The 15,303-nt window shown below is 63.9% G+C and carries 12 protein-coding genes and 1 pseudogene; 3 read left to right on the forward strand and 10 right to left on the reverse strand.

Translation table 11 applies throughout. From position 1 onward, the window contains the following. Window positions 1-87 precede the first annotated feature (87 nt). Both CAG11_RS17445 and CAG11_RS17450 read left to right on the forward strand, forming a co-directional pair. Complete coding sequence (locus CAG11_RS17445; RefSeq protein ID WP_085597209.1) at window positions 88-714, forward strand: hypothetical protein; 627 nt, start codon at window positions 88-90, stop codon at window positions 712-714. A gap of 38 nt (window positions 715-752) precedes the next feature. Beyond that, window positions 753-1,385, forward strand: a complete 633-nt coding sequence (locus CAG11_RS17450) for a LysE family translocator (protein WP_085597210.1) — start codon at window positions 753-755, stop codon at window positions 1,383-1,385. A gap of 18 nt (window positions 1,386-1,403) precedes the next feature. Here CAG11_RS17450 and CAG11_RS17455 read toward each other — a convergent pair whose 3' ends face one another. The 7 genes from CAG11_RS17455 to CAG11_RS17485 form a co-directional block, all read right to left on the reverse strand. Beyond that, window positions 1,404-2,378, reverse strand: a complete 975-nt coding sequence (locus CAG11_RS17455; protein ID WP_085597211.1) for a GTP-binding protein — start codon at window positions 2,376-2,378, stop codon at window positions 1,404-1,406. A gap of 64 nt (window positions 2,379-2,442) precedes the next feature. Further along, entirely contained in the window at window positions 2,443-4,200 is a 1,758-nt protein-coding gene (locus CAG11_RS17460) for an amidohydrolase (RefSeq protein WP_085597212.1), read from the reverse strand. A 254-nt stretch (window positions 4,201-4,454) separates the two neighbouring features. Beyond that, window positions 4,455-5,510 (reverse strand): AraC family transcriptional regulator, encoded by a 1,056-nt coding sequence (locus CAG11_RS17465; protein ID WP_085597213.1) that lies wholly within the window; start codon window positions 5,508-5,510, stop codon window positions 4,455-4,457. A gap of 58 nt (window positions 5,511-5,568) precedes the next feature. After that, window positions 5,569-6,453, reverse strand: coding sequence for a polysaccharide deacetylase (locus tag CAG11_RS17470; protein WP_085597214.1), 885 nt, complete (start codon window positions 6,451-6,453; stop codon window positions 5,569-5,571). Between the two features lie 63 nt (window positions 6,454-6,516). Beyond that, complete coding sequence (locus tag CAG11_RS17475) at window positions 6,517-7,578, reverse strand: aldo/keto reductase (protein WP_085597215.1); 1,062 nt, start codon at window positions 7,576-7,578, stop codon at window positions 6,517-6,519. Between the two features lie 4 nt (window positions 7,579-7,582). Then, complete coding sequence (locus CAG11_RS17480) at window positions 7,583-8,347, reverse strand: SDR family NAD(P)-dependent oxidoreductase (protein WP_085597216.1); 765 nt, start codon at window positions 8,345-8,347, stop codon at window positions 7,583-7,585. Between the two features lie 36 nt (window positions 8,348-8,383). Beyond that, on the reverse strand, window positions 8,384-9,877 hold the full coding sequence (locus CAG11_RS17485; protein WP_085597217.1) for a cytosine permease: 1,494 nt from the start codon (window positions 9,875-9,877) through the stop codon (window positions 8,384-8,386). A gap of 424 nt (window positions 9,878-10,301) precedes the next feature. Here CAG11_RS17485 and CAG11_RS34075 point away from each other — a divergent pair. Continuing rightward, window positions 10,302-11,006, forward strand: a pseudogene (locus CAG11_RS34075) (transposase); the annotation flags it as partial. Window positions 11,007-11,074: 68 nt separating this feature from the next. On the opposite strand, the gene CAG11_RS17495 reads toward CAG11_RS34075, so the two are convergent. From CAG11_RS17495 to CAG11_RS17505, 3 genes are read right to left on the reverse strand one after another with little or no spacing between them, the layout of a single operon-like run. After that, window positions 11,075-12,043: a spore coat U domain-containing protein gene (locus tag CAG11_RS17495; protein ID WP_158091421.1), complete on the reverse strand. Its 969-nt coding sequence runs from the start codon at window positions 12,041-12,043 to the stop codon at window positions 11,075-11,077. 14 nt (window positions 12,044-12,057) lie between these two features. Next, entirely contained in the window at window positions 12,058-14,502 is a 2,445-nt protein-coding gene (locus CAG11_RS17500; RefSeq protein ID WP_158091422.1) for a fimbria/pilus outer membrane usher protein, read from the reverse strand. After that, window positions 14,499-15,296 carry a molecular chaperone gene (locus CAG11_RS17505; protein WP_085597220.1) on the reverse strand — a complete coding sequence of 266 codons (798 nt, stop codon included), beginning with the start codon at window positions 15,294-15,296 and terminating at the stop codon, window positions 14,499-14,501. The genes CAG11_RS17500 and CAG11_RS17505 overlap by 4 nt, the downstream gene beginning before the upstream one ends. Window positions 15,297-15,303 lie beyond the last annotated feature (7 nt).

The raw sequence follows: 15,303 nt of genomic DNA on the forward strand, positions 1-15,303 counted from the left end.
CGCAATAGTCCATTGAGTTCCGAACGGATTATCACGCAATCGAGACCGCCACATAATAAAAAAACACTCACTTGCAAGGTCTCGACCATGACGCTGCGCCTGTATTTCCAAGACGATGAACTGAATGTCCCGGTGCAAGTCCTGGACTGCACCAGGGTGGACGACTCGTTCATCGCCACCCTCGACGCCACGCCCTTCCACCCCCAGGGCGGCGGCCAACCCAGCGACACCGGCTGGATTGGCGAGGCCCGGGTATTGCGGGTGCTGCAGGAGGGTGAACAGATCCTGCACCACCTGTCCCAGCCCCTGGAGCCCGGCTCTTTCATCGCCCGGGTGGACCCGGACCAACGCCTGTTCAACAGCCGCATGCACTCGGCCGGGCACCTGATCGGCCACTTCGGCCAGAGCCAGGGCTGGATACCGGTCAAGGCCCACCACTGGCCGGGCGAAGGCCGGGTGTCGTTCAAGCCGGGGCCGGCAGCCCAGGCCATCGATGCCGACCTGGTGCACAACGCCATCGAGCAATGGATAAGCGCGGACTTGCAACGCCGCATCGAGCTGCAGGACGGCATGCGCCAGGTCGGCTTCGGCCCGCTGCCCACCTTCGGTTGCGGTGGTACCCACGTGTCTCGGCTGCGAGAACTGGGCCAGGTACGAATTGAATCGGTAACGGAAAAAAAGGGCGTGCTCTCGGTCAGCTACGACCTGGCCTGAACCTGCCCTCGCTCGCCCACCTGCTTTGCGGAGTCTCCATGTTGTCCACCTATCTGGGTGAATTCGCCACCCTGGCGCTGGTTCACTTTCTCGCCGTGCTCGCTCCCGGGCCGGACTTCGCCGTCACCATCCGCCAGAGCGTGCGCTTCAGCCGGCTGGTCGGCACCTGCACCGCCCTGGGGATCGGCGCCGGCATCTCGGTCCACGTGCTCTATACCTTGCTGGGGGTCGGGGCCCTGATGCACGCCACGCCCTGGCTGCTGGGCGGCGCCAAGCTGCTGGGCGCCGCCTACATCCTGTACCTGGGCATCAGCCTGCTACGCAGCAAGGCCAAGTCCGCCCTGCCCGGCGACTCGCCCGACCAGGGGCCGCAACCGACGGCGGCCCGGGCCTTCGTCACCGGTTTCCTGACCAACGCCACCAATCCCAAGGCGACCCTGTTCTTCCTGGCGATCTTCACCACCCTGGTCAGCGCCACCACGCCCTTGGCTATCCAGGCGCTGTATGGCGCCTGGATGTGCCTGGTGAACGGAGTGTGGTTCGTCATCGTCGCGCTGTTCTTTTCCAGCGCCCGGGTGCGCTCGCTGTTCATGCGCCTGGGACACTGGTTCGAACGCGGCATGGGCCTGGTCCTGCTGCTGTTCGCCGGGCGCTTGCTGCTCTCGCTCTGAGCCGCCCGGACCGCCATGCTAGCTGACGGCCGCCAATGCCCGGCGGCCGACGCAACGCTCAAGGCAAGCGCGCAATGCATCGGCATCCAGTTGCCTGGACCCGATCACCACCAAATGGCTGCCCGGCGCGTCTTGCTCCGGCCAGGCCCCAGCGGGCTGGATATCCAGGCGCGAGCCCACAAGGTGCAGGATGAAGCGCTGCCCGGGATAGTCCTCCAGCTGGACAAAACCCTTGGCGCGATAGACATGCTCCGCAAACTCCCCCAGGACCTTGCGCAGCTCTTGCAGGGACAAGGGCGCCGCACTCTGCCAGCTGAAGCTGCTGAACAACTGGTCGTGCCGACGGGAGGCCGGCTGGCCGTCATGGCGGGCAAGCGGCACCAGGCGATTGGGACGGATATCGAAAATGAACGGCAGGGGGATGTCGGCAAACACCGCCTCATGGACCTTGGCCCGGGGAAACAGCCACTGGTGCTTGAGCGCCTGCAGGCGCTCGGGGCTCACCAGGTCGACCTTGTTGATCACCACGATGTCGGCGGCAGCCAGTTGTTCCTGGGCCAGGGGCCTGACTTCCTGCGGCAGTTCGCCCTGGCGTTCGGCATCGAGCAGTACCACCACGGTGTCCAGGGCCAGCCGCTGGCGAAACTGCGGGTACCTCAAGGTGTGCACCACCCGCCCGGGATCGGAGACGCCACTGGTTTCGATCAGGATATGCTCGGGCCGCCCCTCGACCATGCTGCACAACTTCTCGAGTTGCTCGATGAGATCGCTTTCCACCGTGCAGCAAATACAGCCATTGGCCAGGCTGGTGATGTTTTGCGTGGCACTGACGATCAAACCGGCATCGATGTTTATCTCACCGAAATCATTGACCATGACGGCGATCTTCAATCCATGGTCGCCATTGAGGATACGGTTCAACAATGTGGTTTTTCCGGAGCCGAGAAAGCCGGAGATGACACTCACATGAATGGTTGGAAGTATCGATGACATTGTTTTCTCACCCTTGAAAGTTCAGAGCGCTCAACGCGCGAATGACTGGCACACCCGCAACCAGCTACATCTTGTCGTAGAACCGCGGCAGGTCCTTGCGCCAGCGCGCCTGCCAGGACGTGCCGCCGAAACGATCGTGCCGATCCCAGACCACGCTGCCTTCCAGGACGGTGAGCTCGACCTGGGTGTTGTGGATATTGCCCCGGGGCTCGAGCTCGAACAGGTTGCGGTCGAGCACGATCAGGTCCGCCGACTTGCCCACCTCGATGCTGCCGCAACGATGCTCAAGCTCCATGCACCAGGCGCCGTTGATGGTCATCACGCGGATCGCCTGCTCCAGGGAAATGGGGCTGCCGTAGTAACGCTCGTCGCTCTGATCCCAGGGGTTCTGGCGGGTGATCATGGTCTCGAAGCCGATCCACGGGTTGATGTTGGATACCGGCCAGTCGGTGCCCAACACCGCCACCCCGCCGGCCTCGAGCACGCCCTTGAAGTTGAACAGGCGCTGGGAGCGCTCCTCGCCATTGGCCTGGGCCCGGGCCATGGAGAACGGATAGGGATACCAGGCTACCGGGGAGAAGTCGGCGGTGACCTGCAGCTCCTTGAAACGCGGCAGGTTCTCGTTCAGCAGTACCGATGAATGCGCACAGTGATGGCGTACGCCGTCGGGCCCATTGCGCCGCCGGGCCTCGGCCACCGCGTCGAGGAAAATATCCGACGCCGCATCGCCGGTGCAGTGGGCGATCACGCGGATGCCCTGGCGGTCCAGGTCCACCACCAGATCGGTGATGTGCTCCGGGGTCAGGTTCAGGCTGCCGCGCCACTGCCCGGCGCCGCTGTAGGGCGTGGCGAAATACGAGGACTGGGTCTCGTGGGTGCCGTCGAAGTGGAACTTCACCGCGCCGGCATTCAAGCGGGCACTGCGATAGAAGTGCCGCTCGCCGGCGAGCAACTCCCAACGCCGCCTGACCGGGAAGATATCGTCTTGCCAACTGATCGCCGCCTCGACCCGCAGCGTCAGGTCCCCGGCGTCGTCCAGGGTCTTGAGGGCATTGAGGCGATGCTCGCAGACGTGCACATACTTGGTCCCGACCACCCCGCGACCGGTCTGGTACTGCACGCCTTCGCTATAGGCACGGACCAGGGCGTGCATCGGGGTGGGCGGCATCGCCGCATGGATCATGGCGTAGCCACCGTCCACCAGGATGCCGCTGGGCTCGCCGGTCACCGAGTCACGGACGATGTAGCCGTTGGCCGGGTCCTTGGTCTGCGCATCGATGCCGGCCAGCTCCAGGGCCTTGGAGTTGACCATGATCGAACCCCAGGAGCGGTCGAGGATCGCCACCGGGCGATCGGCGATGATCCGGTCCAGCCAGGCACGGCCAGGCTCGATCCCGGCCTTGCGAAACTCGAAGTGGACGAAGTATTGCCCGTAGATCCAGCCGTCGCCCGGATGCTCGCTGGCGTACTTGAGGATGCTGGCCTCGATGTCTTGCGGCGTGGGGCTGTCCAGGCCGACCTCCAGGTAGCCCGAGTAGCCTGGCGCCAGGGCCAGGTCGGGGTGGGTATGCATGTCATAGATACCCGGCATGGCGAACGCACCTTCCAGGTCCACCACCCGGGTGTGTTCATCGACATGCGCCTGGATCTGGGCATTGCTGCCTACCGCGACGAAGACCCCGTCCTTTATCGCCACCGCCTCGGCCCAGGGTTGTCGTTCATCGACGGTGTAGATGCTGCCGTTGATGAATACCGTGTCGGATTTTGCGGTGCCATGCCCGGTGTGGCTCGACTTGAAGTTGTTGTTCTTGTTGCTGTTCATGTGAACACCTTCGCCAGGGATATCTAGCGAACAAGATCCATCAACCCCAACGTGCCCTCAATATCATCTTCCGGCATTCGAATATCATTAGCAGGCCGTTGAAAAACTAACTGCGTTGCCATCGCTGCGTTAAAAACAGGCTCAAAATGCTCATTTACCCCATGTAAACTGCGCTTTTTCGCCTGTTTTTGCCTTGCGCTGGCTGCCTCGCCTACGTTTTTCAACAGCCTGTTAGGCGGCAACCGGCAAGTTGATCACCGAGCGACTTGTTCCAGGCCGAAACGACACTCCTGGGCGGTCATGCCGAACCACTTCTTGAACGCTCGGTAGAAGTTCGGCGGATAGTCATAACCCAGGGTGTAACTAACTTCCTGCAAGGGAATACGAGTCTTCTCCAGGTACTCCCTGGCTAGCCCCATGCGCACCTCGAGGACCACCGTGCGGTAATTGACTCCGGCCCTGGCCAGGTGCCGGTAGAAAGTCACCGGGGTCATCCTGAACCGTTCGGCCATGGCCTCGAGGCTGGGAAACTCGCGCTGGGGATTCATCAGCAAGCGGCGCCGCACCTCATCGATCAGATCGCTCTTGTTGCCATCGAGCTGGGCCATGACCAACAGGCATTGTTCATGACACAGGCGCGACGTAGAGGGGTTGGCCGCCGGAAACGGCAATTCGTACCAGGCTTCGGGAAACGACAATCGGGTGCAGGGCCGGGAAAACTCGATCCGCCCAGGAAAGATCTCGCCATAGAGCGCCTTGTAGGCCGGCGCCGGGTAATCCAGTTCAAGGCGCAGCTCCCGACTGCCGCTGACTGCGGGCAGGCGCTGGCAGATCCAGTGCCAGGTGGAGGCCAGCCATTCCTCCTGCAAGCCCCGGATATTGCTCGGGTGCAGGGGCGAATCGAGGATCACCTCGACCCGCCCGTCGCACACCTGCCTGGTGCCGTTCAGCGGATGGGGCAGCAACGGCGTGCTGCCGAAGGTCAGGTCCCAGGACTTGCGCAGGTTTTCCGCACTCAGGCAGGCATACCCCAAGAGGCCGATATCGGTGATGTCGTAGAGCGCTCCCAGGCGCAGGTAGAAGCCCTGCTCGGCCATGGTCTCGGGGATTTGCTCGAGCAACTGGTAGTACTGCCGGAAACTCAGGCCGTGCTCGTCGCCGGCCAGCACGGCCTTGGCGTCGACACCCACCTGGTGCAGCGCCGCCGACAAGTCGAACGGCGGGGCAAAGTCCCGCAGGCAGCGACGCAGATGCCGCAGGAAGTTGGCGGCGATACGATTGGTTTCCTGCGTGGCGATCAAGCGCACCATGTTCCTGCTCTCCTCCCGGCAACCTGTGCTCACAGCAGGCTAGCCCCATAAGCGTCATTCAATAAGGCCAGTGGTAAGGCGCATGCACCCGTGGCGCCAGCTCCAGCGAGCGGACATGCTCGGCGATGTCCCCCAGCGAAGCGAACCAGATGCGCTCGTCGTCCAACAGGCGCTCGATCATCTGCTCCATGGCGTGGATGCGCGACGCACGTCCGCTGACGAAGGGATGGTTGACCAGGTTGAACAGGCCGCCATAACGCACCTGGGCCTCGATCTCCGTCCACCACAGCTCGTGTACCTTGCGCGGAGTCTCGATGGGGCGGCCATCGTCGAAACCGGGAATCCAGTTGTATTGCTCCCAATCGTCGCTGGACCAGTGGAACGGCAATTCCACCAGGGTCCGCCCGCTGCCATCGCCGACATCCAGCAGGTACGGAGCGTCGCTGTCCATCAGCGAGCTGTCGTAGTGAAAACCGCGATCGGCCAGCAATGGCGGCGTGAGGAAGGACATTTCACCCAGGGGTGCGCGAAAGGCCCGGGGACGCATCCCGGCGACCCGCTCCAGGGCCTCCAGGCCGCGATCGAGTACATCCGCTTCCTGTTGCGCGCTCATGTCCCGCAAAGGCTCATGCAGGTAGCCGTGGTGGCCGATCTCGTGCCCGCCATCGACGATGGCGCGCACCATATCGGGATAACGCTCGGCGGTATAGCCGGGGATGAAGAAAGTGCTGCGCAAGCCATAACGCCGCAGGACATCGAGAATCCGCGGCACCCCGACCTCGGGCCCGAACATCTGGTGGGTCATCATCGCCAGGCGATACCGGGCCACGGGATCGTTGCTCAGGATCGCGGCTTCGGCGTCGACGTCGAAGCTCCAGGCCACGGCGGCCTGCTTGCCATGGGGCCAGGGAAAGCGCGGCAGATCGGGGAGTGATCCGGACATATGAGGGTCCTCAAGAAAATATCGATGGAGACAGGGTGTCGGGGCCGGTACTCCGGCGGCCGTTCACCACTGCACGAATTCGGGCCGGGACAGCCGCCAGGACAGGCGGTCCAGGCAGGCCAGTTGCTCCTGGTCCAGGCGGATGGCAGGCGACCAGGAGGCCTCGGCCAGTTGCTCGAGCCGGTCCGGACCGATGAGGGTCGAGGTGACGCCCGGCTGCGCCTGGGTCCAGGCCAGGGCCACGGCGGCCACCGGGACCTGCAGGTCCCGGGCGATCTGCTGCAGGGCCTCGAGCAGTTGCCAGCCCTCCTCCACGCAGTACTGCGCCAGGAAGCGCGCCCGCGATCCGCAAGGTGCCTGGCGCAGCGGCACCGCCCCGGCCAGAAAACCGCTGGCCAGGCTGGAGTAGGTGACGATGCCCAGCCCATGGTCCAGGGCGATGCGTTGCAGTGCCGGTTCGTACTCGCCACGGTTGAGCAGGTTGAAACGTGGTTGCTCCACCTGGATCGCCGGATACCCGCTGCCGCGCCGGGCCAGGTCCAGCAGCGGTGTGAGCAAGTCGCCGAACGTCTCGAAACCGCAGAAGTTGGAGGTGCCGGCCACCCCGACCTTGCCCTGGCGAATCAAGTCGCCGAAGGCCTCCAGCCACTCCTCGGGATGGGCCTGGGGATCGGGCCAATGGGCATACAACACATCGATGCACTCGGTACGCAGGCGCCGCAGGCTGTCCTCCACCGCACGCATGATGTGGGCCCGGGTCAATCCTTCGCCGTCGGCCCCCTCCCACATGCGCGCCCGCACCTTGGTGGTCAGCACCAGGTCATCGCGCCCGCCCCGGGTTTGCAACCAGCGGCCGATGATGTCTTCGCTCATGCCGACATGGGCCCGGTTGGCAGCGAACTGCTCGGTGCTCTGGTCACCGCCATACATGTTGGCGGTATCGATCAGGTTGCCGCCCGCTGCGCGGTAGGCGTCGAGGATGCGCATCGATTGCACGTCACTGGCGGTCCAGCCGAACTGCATCGTGCCCAGGGCCACCGGCGATACCCGCAGCCCCGTGCGCCCCAGCACTCGCCGTGCCCCCAGGGCCGTGGCCACCGTCGTACCGCATGCTTGTGGAGCCATGGCGTCAATACCCCGCGATGATCTGGCCGCCGTTGATGGCGATGGTCTGGCCGGTCAGGTAGGCGGCTTCGGCGGATGCCAGGAAACACACCAGCCGGGTGATTTCCCAGGCATCGCCCCAGCGTCCCAGGGGGATGCTCTTGCAATCCTCGGCGATCGCGTCGGGGCCGTAGTCGGCGGCCATCCGCGTGGCCACGCTCCCCGGGGCCACGGTATTGACCAGGATGCCCTTGGGCCCCAGTTCCACTGCCAGGTTGCGCGCCAAGCCCAGCAACGCGCCCTTGGCTGCGCAGTAGGCATGGCCGAAGCCCGGACCGCGCTGGGCCCACATCGAGGAGATGATGACGATCCGTGGGTGGCGGCTCTGTTCCAACCAGGGCAGCGCCGCCCGGCACAGGTTCCGGGCCCCACCCACATGTACCGCCATGGTCCGGTCCCAGTCGGCATCGTCGGTGTCGAGCAGGCCCTGCTGGGCGTGCACGGTGCCAGCGTTGGAGACCAGGGCGTCGATCCCGCCGAACAGCTGTGCGGTACAGGCCACCGCCGCCTCCACCGCTGGGCGATCGCTCATGTCGACCTTCAGTGCCAGCAACGGTCCGAGGCCGGCGAGTTGCACCCTAGCCTGCCCCAGCGCGGTTTCATCGATATCGAAAATCGCCACCCGGGCTCCGCGCCGCAGCAACTCGGCCGCATGTTCCGCGCCCATGCCCTGGGCACCTCCGGTGACGATGACGCAACTATCTGCGAAAACAGCGGGACCTGAAGCCATGGTCGGGATACTCCTGGACAGACGAAGGAAGGAAAGTCAGTGCAAGTGGATTTCACGGGGCGCCGCCCCCGCCGCCTCCCGGGTGCCCAGCCCGGGGCCCGAAGGCCCGAAGACATAGGCCGGCTCGGGATAGAGCAGCAGCGACAGATAGAACAGCAGGCCGCCGCAGACGAAAGCCACGACGAAGCTCAGATCCAGGCCTCCAGCCAGGTGGGCCCAGGGCCCGGTATACAGCGGCGGTGCCGCGCAGAAGGCCAGGCCCAGTAGCGCGGCGGCCAGCCAGGCACCCGTGGCCCGCCAATTGATGCCGCGGACATACCAGTAGCGCCCGCCGGTCTGTGCCCGGGTGAAGACCTGCAGGTCATCGCAGTAGTAGTGACCACGCCGCTGGGCATAGCCGATGGTCATGATCAGGATCCAGGGCGCGGTGATCACCAGCAGCAAGACCAGGAAGGCATTGACCACGCTGACCGCACTCCAGGCAAACACCCCCAGGTAGACCAGCGCCACGGCGACCATCGCGATTCCCAGCGTGGCTTGCTGGCGATTCAGGCGCGGGATCAACGACGAGGTGTCCAGCCCGGTGCCGTAGAGGCCGACCGTCGCCTGGGCGATGCCGGCGACCAGGCCCAGCAGCACCAGGCCGGCGACATACCAGGAGGGTGAATGGGAGATCAGCGCCGGGATGAAGTTGGCCGCCTCGCCGGCGAAGCTGACGCAGACGAAGGCACCCCAGAGCATGGGCCCGCCCATGCCCAGGACGCCGCCGAAAAAGGTGCAGGCCATGATGCTCGGGCAGGAGTGGCGCTGGGGATCGATATAGCGCGTCCAGTCACCGACGAAGACGCCATAGGACAGCACCACCGAGGCATTGATCAGCATGCTGCTGATCCAGGTCCGCCAGAAATCGCCCAGGGCATATTCCCCGCCGGCGTAACCGGCATCGAAACCCTCGCCGAATGCCAGCAAGCCGAGCAACAGCACCGCGCTCATCAACGGCATCATCAGGCGCTCCTGGATACGCACCAACAGATGAAAACCGCGTACCGCCACCACTATCACCACGATCGCGATGAGGGCGTAGCAGGCGGCCTGGTGCAATGGCCCGGGAGTGATCCCCATCATTCTGCCGAAACCCGCCGCCAGGGCATCGCCGCTGGTCCAGATGGTGATGGCGATGAAACCCAGGGCCGAGAACAAGGCCAGGCAGGTGCCGATGAAACGTCCGGCGACACCGAAATGCGCGCCACTGGACACCGCGTTGTTGGTGCCGGTGCGCGGGCCGAACAGGCTCATGGGCGCCAGCAGCAGGGAACCGATCAGGCAGCCGCAGAGGATGGAAGCGACCGAAGCCCACCAACTCAGGCCGAACAGGATAGGAAAGGATCCGAAGATGATGACGCTGTAGGTCAGGTTGCTGCCGTACAAGACCGTGAATACATGCCAGGGGCGGTAGTTTCTTTCACCGACCGGGACAGTGTCGACACCACGGCTTTCGATGGTGGTGGCAGAAGGCGATCCGGGGGTCATCGATGCATACCTTTATTCTTATAGGTAGGGGCAAGCTGCTTTCGATGGAGAAACTAGGTCCCGGCGCCATTGGGTTCAATATCATATTCGATCAATCAAATATCATTTTCCGACATGATTGCAGACCGCTGGAGCCCCCGGACAAGGGCTCGCGATAAACCAACGTAGTGAAGAGGCTTTTATGACGCGCAAACAAAAACGCCGCTCGAATGAGCGGCGTTTTTGTGAATTTGGAGCGGGAAACGAGGCTAGCATTAAGTCCATAAGCATATGATTTATAAATGGACTTTATCTATTCCTGCTGTAAGGAAGAACTGTATTACGGACAAACTCTTGCCTCACAGCAAGTCTTTTTCACGGCCTGTCCTGATACCTAAGTGTGATGCTCCAATAGGTTGTTTCCTCAGCCACGCGTGACGCCCAGATAGCAACGCACGATGCGGTGGTTGCCGAGCGAGATCGGGTATGCACATCAAACAGACGCACATCGACCCGCTCATGCAGGAGCTGTCGCTGTACAAGCGCTGGCGCTATGGCAAGCGCAGCGAGCGGTTGCCCCCCGCGCAGGCAAGCCTTCTGGAAGAGACGATGGATGCCGACATGGCGGCTATCGAAGAGGAAGCCAACGCGCTGCACGAGGCGGTACCCGCCAAGCCCGCGCCGCATGAGGCTGCCGGTCGAACTGCCACGCACCGACATCCATCACGAACCGGAGTCCACGACGTGCCGCTGCGGCTTGAAGCGCATCGGCGAGGACGTCAGCGGGAAGCTGGACTACCTGCCGGGCGTCTTTACGGTCGAGCGCCACATCCGCGGAAAATGGGTGTGCGAGCGTTGCCAGGCGCTCACGCAGGCGCCCGTGCCCGCGTAGGTCATCGACAAGGGTATCCCGACGGCGGGACTGCTGGCGCAGGTGCTGGTGGCCAAGTTCGCCGACCACCTGCCGATATACCGCCAGGAAGGCACCTTTACGCGCTCCGGCCTGGCGCCGACGCGCTCGACGCTGGGCGAGTGAGTCGGCGTGTGCGGGCAGCGGTTGCACCCGCTGGTCGATGCGCTAAAAGCCGAAGTGCTGGGCAAATCAGTGCTACATGCCGACGAGACGCCAGTGCAGATGCTCAAGCCGGGCGCAGGCCAGCATCTATGAACAACCATGCCAGCCACTGCTGCTCTTCTGAGCGGCAGCCGCTGGCATGTTCAATATTCGATTATGACGACTGGCCGGTCGATGTAGCTGCCGACGGGGACGTCCGCTTGATTCAGGTTTACCCGGCCCGTCACCGAAAGCCGTTGCATCTGGCCCGTGCCCTGGCCGCGCTGGCGGTTGCTGGCGCTGATCGGTGAATTGCCGCCCGACTCGAACAACTGGTACTCGATGTAGCTGTTGCTCGAGGCGACGCCTGTTCCTTTCATGCGGCGCCAGGAGCCCGATGGGTTGTCGCCGTCGCTGATGTGGACGTTGTAGACGGACTGGTTGGTGCATACGAAGTCGATATCGGCGCGGGCATCGCCAAATTGGGATACCAGAGGTTGGGCGCCGAAGTCGATGCGGGGTTGCGTGGTGCGAAATTCGCAGGTCGGGACGACGGTGAGGGCCAGATTCACCGTTACGGTGGCCGAGTCTTCGTACCACCATGCGCAAAAGACAAAGCCCACCGTGCAGATGCGCCAACGGTACGTGATGGACAAGGTGTCCGTGTAGCGCCCGGCGACAAGCCCTGGGCCGGCAGGTTGCGTCTGGATATAGAGCTTTCTGTTCGACAACGCCTCTCCGTTGAGGATGATGTTGATCTTGCTCGAAATCTCGAATTCGGTGTTACTGCGTATTTCGTCCGACATATTGCCGTCAAGAAATATGCGATACGGAATGCTGCCCGAGCCAGCGTTGTTCAGCTTGTAGCCGTTCGTGTTGTTCACCTTGATCCAGAGCTTGGATTGGGTCAGGAAAGTCAGCGTGAACTTGTTGCATCGGAAGCTCGAGTCGAACTCTCGTCCCATCCGTTGATTGGATAGTTGAATCGAGTCGGTCGGTCCGAAATCGACCATATAGACCTGCCCCCCCGAACAGTTTTCGCCCGCTCTCGGTTGAGCCTGGACGATATTCGTCAATAGCGGCAAAACCAGTGCCAAAAACCAGGAGAAACGATGAGTAAAAATTCTGATCATGGTTGAAACTTTAATCATTGACATGTTTGAGGACCGATACGCGTTATGCCAGCCATCGGCGGAAGTGCGGCCGAAGCCTGGCAAGCCTTGCCATCGTCGGCGCGCACGACGTTCAAACGCAGCGCGTCGCGCACGTTCTCCAGGTAGACTTCGCCTTCCCAGCCCACCCAGCCAGTCGCGCCCGAGCTGATGTCGGTCACCTGGCTGCCGCGCGGCAGAACCTCGTCGTTGCTGTCGCGCAGTTGCAGCAGCGCGGCACGCAGCTTTTCCAGCTTGAAGTCCACCACGTAGCCGCTGCCCGCGCGCACCGCCACCTGGGTCTCGACGTCCGGCGTCTTCACGTCGGCGGGCAGGTCGATCGGATCGATCTGGATGCGCGCCGGGTACCAGGACGTCATGGACGGAATCAGGAAATAGCCGTTGTTGTTGGTCTTGCCCAGGTACTGGTTTTCGTAGCGCACAGGAACGTCGGGATAGCCGGCGGTGGACACCAGCGCGAAGGCATCGTTGACCTTGTTGGCGGCGTAGAGCTGGCCGTCCAGCCCAATCAGCGAACCGCTGAGCTGCGCCCAGCCATTCTGGGACGAGCGCGTGCCATAGGTGCCGCCGCGCACTTCATACTGGGTGCCGCGCCATGACAAGTCCGCGCGTCGGTACTGGTCCATGTCCTGACCGTCGCTCAGGCCCAGGCTGTAGCCCAGGCCGCCGCTGGCCGGCGCGGAATGGTTGTAGTTGACCTGCCCCGAACGCCGGCCGTCGTTGCCGCGTATGAGCGACACGCTGGTCGTGGAACGCTCGCCCAGTGGGATGGACAGGGTGACCTGCGCGTTGACGTCGTTGCCGCCCACCTCGCGATTGACGCTGGTGTACAGGAAGGCACTACGCCACAGGCTGACGCTGTGCGACAGGTTGATCAGGCGCAGCTGTCGTCCGGTGGCGTCCTGGGTGTCGACCCAGCCGGCGCCCACAGTGCCGTAGTCGCCCAGCGCCACGCTGGCGGTGACCACGTCTTCCCGCCGGCTCAGCCGGCCGGTATTGCGGTACGTGCCCAGATTGGCGTAGTGCGCGCTGCGCTGGGTGCGCCTGGCGTTCAGGCTGAACTGCGACGAGCTGTAGGAGTAGCCATAGGAAAGCTGTCTGCCGCTGTCGGCCTCCGTGGGCTTCAGGTCGATGTCCTCGTCGCGATAGGGCCAGCGGTCGTCCCAGCGCGAGTTGCGCCAGGCGCGCTGCGGGCCGATGGCGCGCGGGTCGGTCTTGCTGGCGCCCCAGGACCCGGTCAGCACGCCCAGCATGCCCAGTTGCACGTTCGAGCCCAGCCCGCCATCGTGCAGGCCACTGGCGCCTTCTCCCCAGCCGAACACGGTCCACTCCGGCGTCACGCCGTGGCGGAACACACCCGAGGCCGCGGGATGTGCATACCGGCCGGACGCCAGCCCGTAGTCCTGACGCAGCAGGCCGGCGGACAGGCTGTAGTCGGTCAGGCCGGGCTTGAGCAGGTCGTTGGAGACGTAGAACGACACGTCCTTGCTGACTTCCCGGCCGAGCGCGTCGCGCGTCACCACCGTGGCGCTGCCCGCGCCATTGATGTATGGCATGGTCTGCAAGGTGAACGGGCCCGGGTCCACCCGGTAGGAGTCCATCTTGTAGCTGTTGATGAACAGATCCACCGTGCTGGGCACCGCCGTCTGGCCGGCGAAACTGGGCAGGGGGTAGGTCACCAGATCGGGGCGCGTGGCGAAGTTCCTGCCGATCTGAAACCCGGCCATGCGCACCGAACTGGAGGACGCCAGGGCATCCGTGACGAGGTCGCCCGCCGCGTACTTGCGCATCGACAAGGGGTCGCTGTAGGACCAGCCGGTGTCATATCGCTGGTACCGCGAGCGGTCGTTGTCGCCGCCCATACTGGTGCCGCCATACCAGACGCCGGTGTTCGAGAAGATGCCGTAGGGGCTGAACAGGCGCTGTTCGCTCCAGGCGGACAGCCGGTTGTTGTTGCGCAGGCCGCGCGTGCGGTTGAAGTTGGCGTAGATGTCGTAGTTCATCAGCAGGCCGACGCTGCTGCGGGCCTGCATGTAGCGCTGGCTCTCGCCGCCGAACATCTGGTCGGGCAGCCAGTCGGGCGGCAGCTCGATCAGCAATTGCTGCCTGGCGTTGTCGTGCGTCGCCTTGACGCCCTGGATCAGATCCACCGCCACCAGCGATTCCTGCTCGACGCTCACCGAGACGCCCATGGCGCGCAGCTTGTCCGTCGGTAGATAGTAGTGTCCGTCGCGATAGGGCACGGGCAGAATCTCGCCGGACGTCTTGCCGTTGACGACCAGCTCCAGGTACAGCGTGGAGTCAGGCAGCTTGAAATCGCGGAGCTTGTCCTTGGCCCGCGCGGGGGCGCTCGCGGCCATCACCAGCGCGAAAGCCAGCGTGCAAGGCACGTTGCGGAATCGTACGAGGCGTCGTTTCATGGCGAGCATGTTCCGCAGGCGGGGATCGCTTGCGCGTCCGGGTTGCTGTTGACCTTGGCCTTCAATACCCCGCCCGCGCCGACGCCGGCGAGCTTGAAGCGCATTTCGGAATGCGCCAGCACGTAGCCCAGCAGGCCCGGCACTTCCCAGGTCGGGCGGCCGCCTTGCTGGTACGTCACCGCCGACAGCCGCGCATGCGCCTGCCCATCGTTGCGCACGGCCAGCCATTGGCCGCCGTCGCGGGATTCCACGCGGAACTTGAGCTGTGGTTGCGTGGCTTTCGTCATGTCGCGGGGTTTCTGATAGTCCTGGCGCGTCCAGACGCCTTCGCCGCTGACGAACAGCGGTACCGAGTAGCGCATCTGCAGGGCCAGCCCCACGGAGCGCTTGCCGGGCGCCGCGGCCGGACCTTCGGCCTCGGGAGATGGGGCTGCGGGTATCTCGTCGATCAGCACGCGGAAGGCGCGCTCGGTGCCGGCGGGCACAGGTTGGGTACGGATCAATCGCAGCAGCTGGCGCTGTCCCGGCTGCACTTCGGCGGCGGGCGGACTGACAACGATGATGTCCTGCGGCGTATAGTCTTCCTCTCCCTCTGCCTGGTTCCAGCCCAGCACGCGGACCTGCAGCCGAGACGGCATCTTGCTGTTGTTTTCCAGCCAGAGGGCGGTGCCGTTCTGGTCGTGTTCGATCGTGGGATCGATGGGCCAGACCAGCAGCGACGATTGCGCCTGCGTTGCCGCGGGCAAAACCATGCCGAGGATCAGGACGCCCAGCGTCCGGGCAAGAAAACTCATGTTGTGG

Source organism: Pseudomonas sp. B6(2017) (assembly GCF_002112765.1).
In the GTDB taxonomy this organism is placed as follows: Bacteria; Pseudomonadota; Gammaproteobacteria; order Pseudomonadales; family Pseudomonadaceae; genus Aquipseudomonas; species Aquipseudomonas piscis.

Coding starts and splice junctions, on each gene's coding strand:
- CAG11_RS17445 (WP_085597209.1), top strand. CDS start 88: ATGACGCTGCGCCTGTATTTCCAAGACGATGAACTGAATGTCCCGGTG.
- CAG11_RS17450 (WP_085597210.1), top strand. CDS start 753: ATGTTGTCCACCTATCTGGGTGAATTCGCCACCCTGGCGCTGGTTCAC.
- CAG11_RS17455 (WP_085597211.1), bottom strand. CDS start 2,378: ATGTCATCGATACTTCCAACCATTCATGTGAGTGTCATCTCCGGCTTT.
- CAG11_RS17460 (WP_085597212.1), bottom strand. CDS start 4,200: ATGAACAGCAACAAGAACAACAACTTCAAGTCGAGCCACACCGGGCAT.
- CAG11_RS17465 (WP_085597213.1), bottom strand. CDS start 5,510: ATGGTGCGCTTGATCGCCACGCAGGAAACCAATCGTATCGCCGCCAAC.
- CAG11_RS17470 (WP_085597214.1), bottom strand. CDS start 6,453: ATGTCCGGATCACTCCCCGATCTGCCGCGCTTTCCCTGGCCCCATGGC.
- CAG11_RS17475 (WP_085597215.1), bottom strand. CDS start 7,578: ATGGCTCCACAAGCATGCGGTACGACGGTGGCCACGGCCCTGGGGGCA.
- CAG11_RS17480 (WP_085597216.1), bottom strand. CDS start 8,347: ATGGCTTCAGGTCCCGCTGTTTTCGCAGATAGTTGCGTCATCGTCACC.
- CAG11_RS17485 (WP_085597217.1), bottom strand. CDS start 9,877: ATGACCCCCGGATCGCCTTCTGCCACCACCATCGAAAGCCGTGGTGTC.
- CAG11_RS17495 (WP_158091421.1), bottom strand. CDS start 12,043: ATGATCAGAATTTTTACTCATCGTTTCTCCTGGTTTTTGGCACTGGTT.
- CAG11_RS17500 (WP_158091422.1), bottom strand. CDS start 14,502: ATGAAACGACGCCTCGTACGATTCCGCAACGTGCCTTGCACGCTGGCT.
- CAG11_RS17505 (WP_085597220.1), bottom strand. CDS start 15,296: ATGAGTTTTCTTGCCCGGACGCTGGGCGTCCTGATCCTCGGCATGGTT.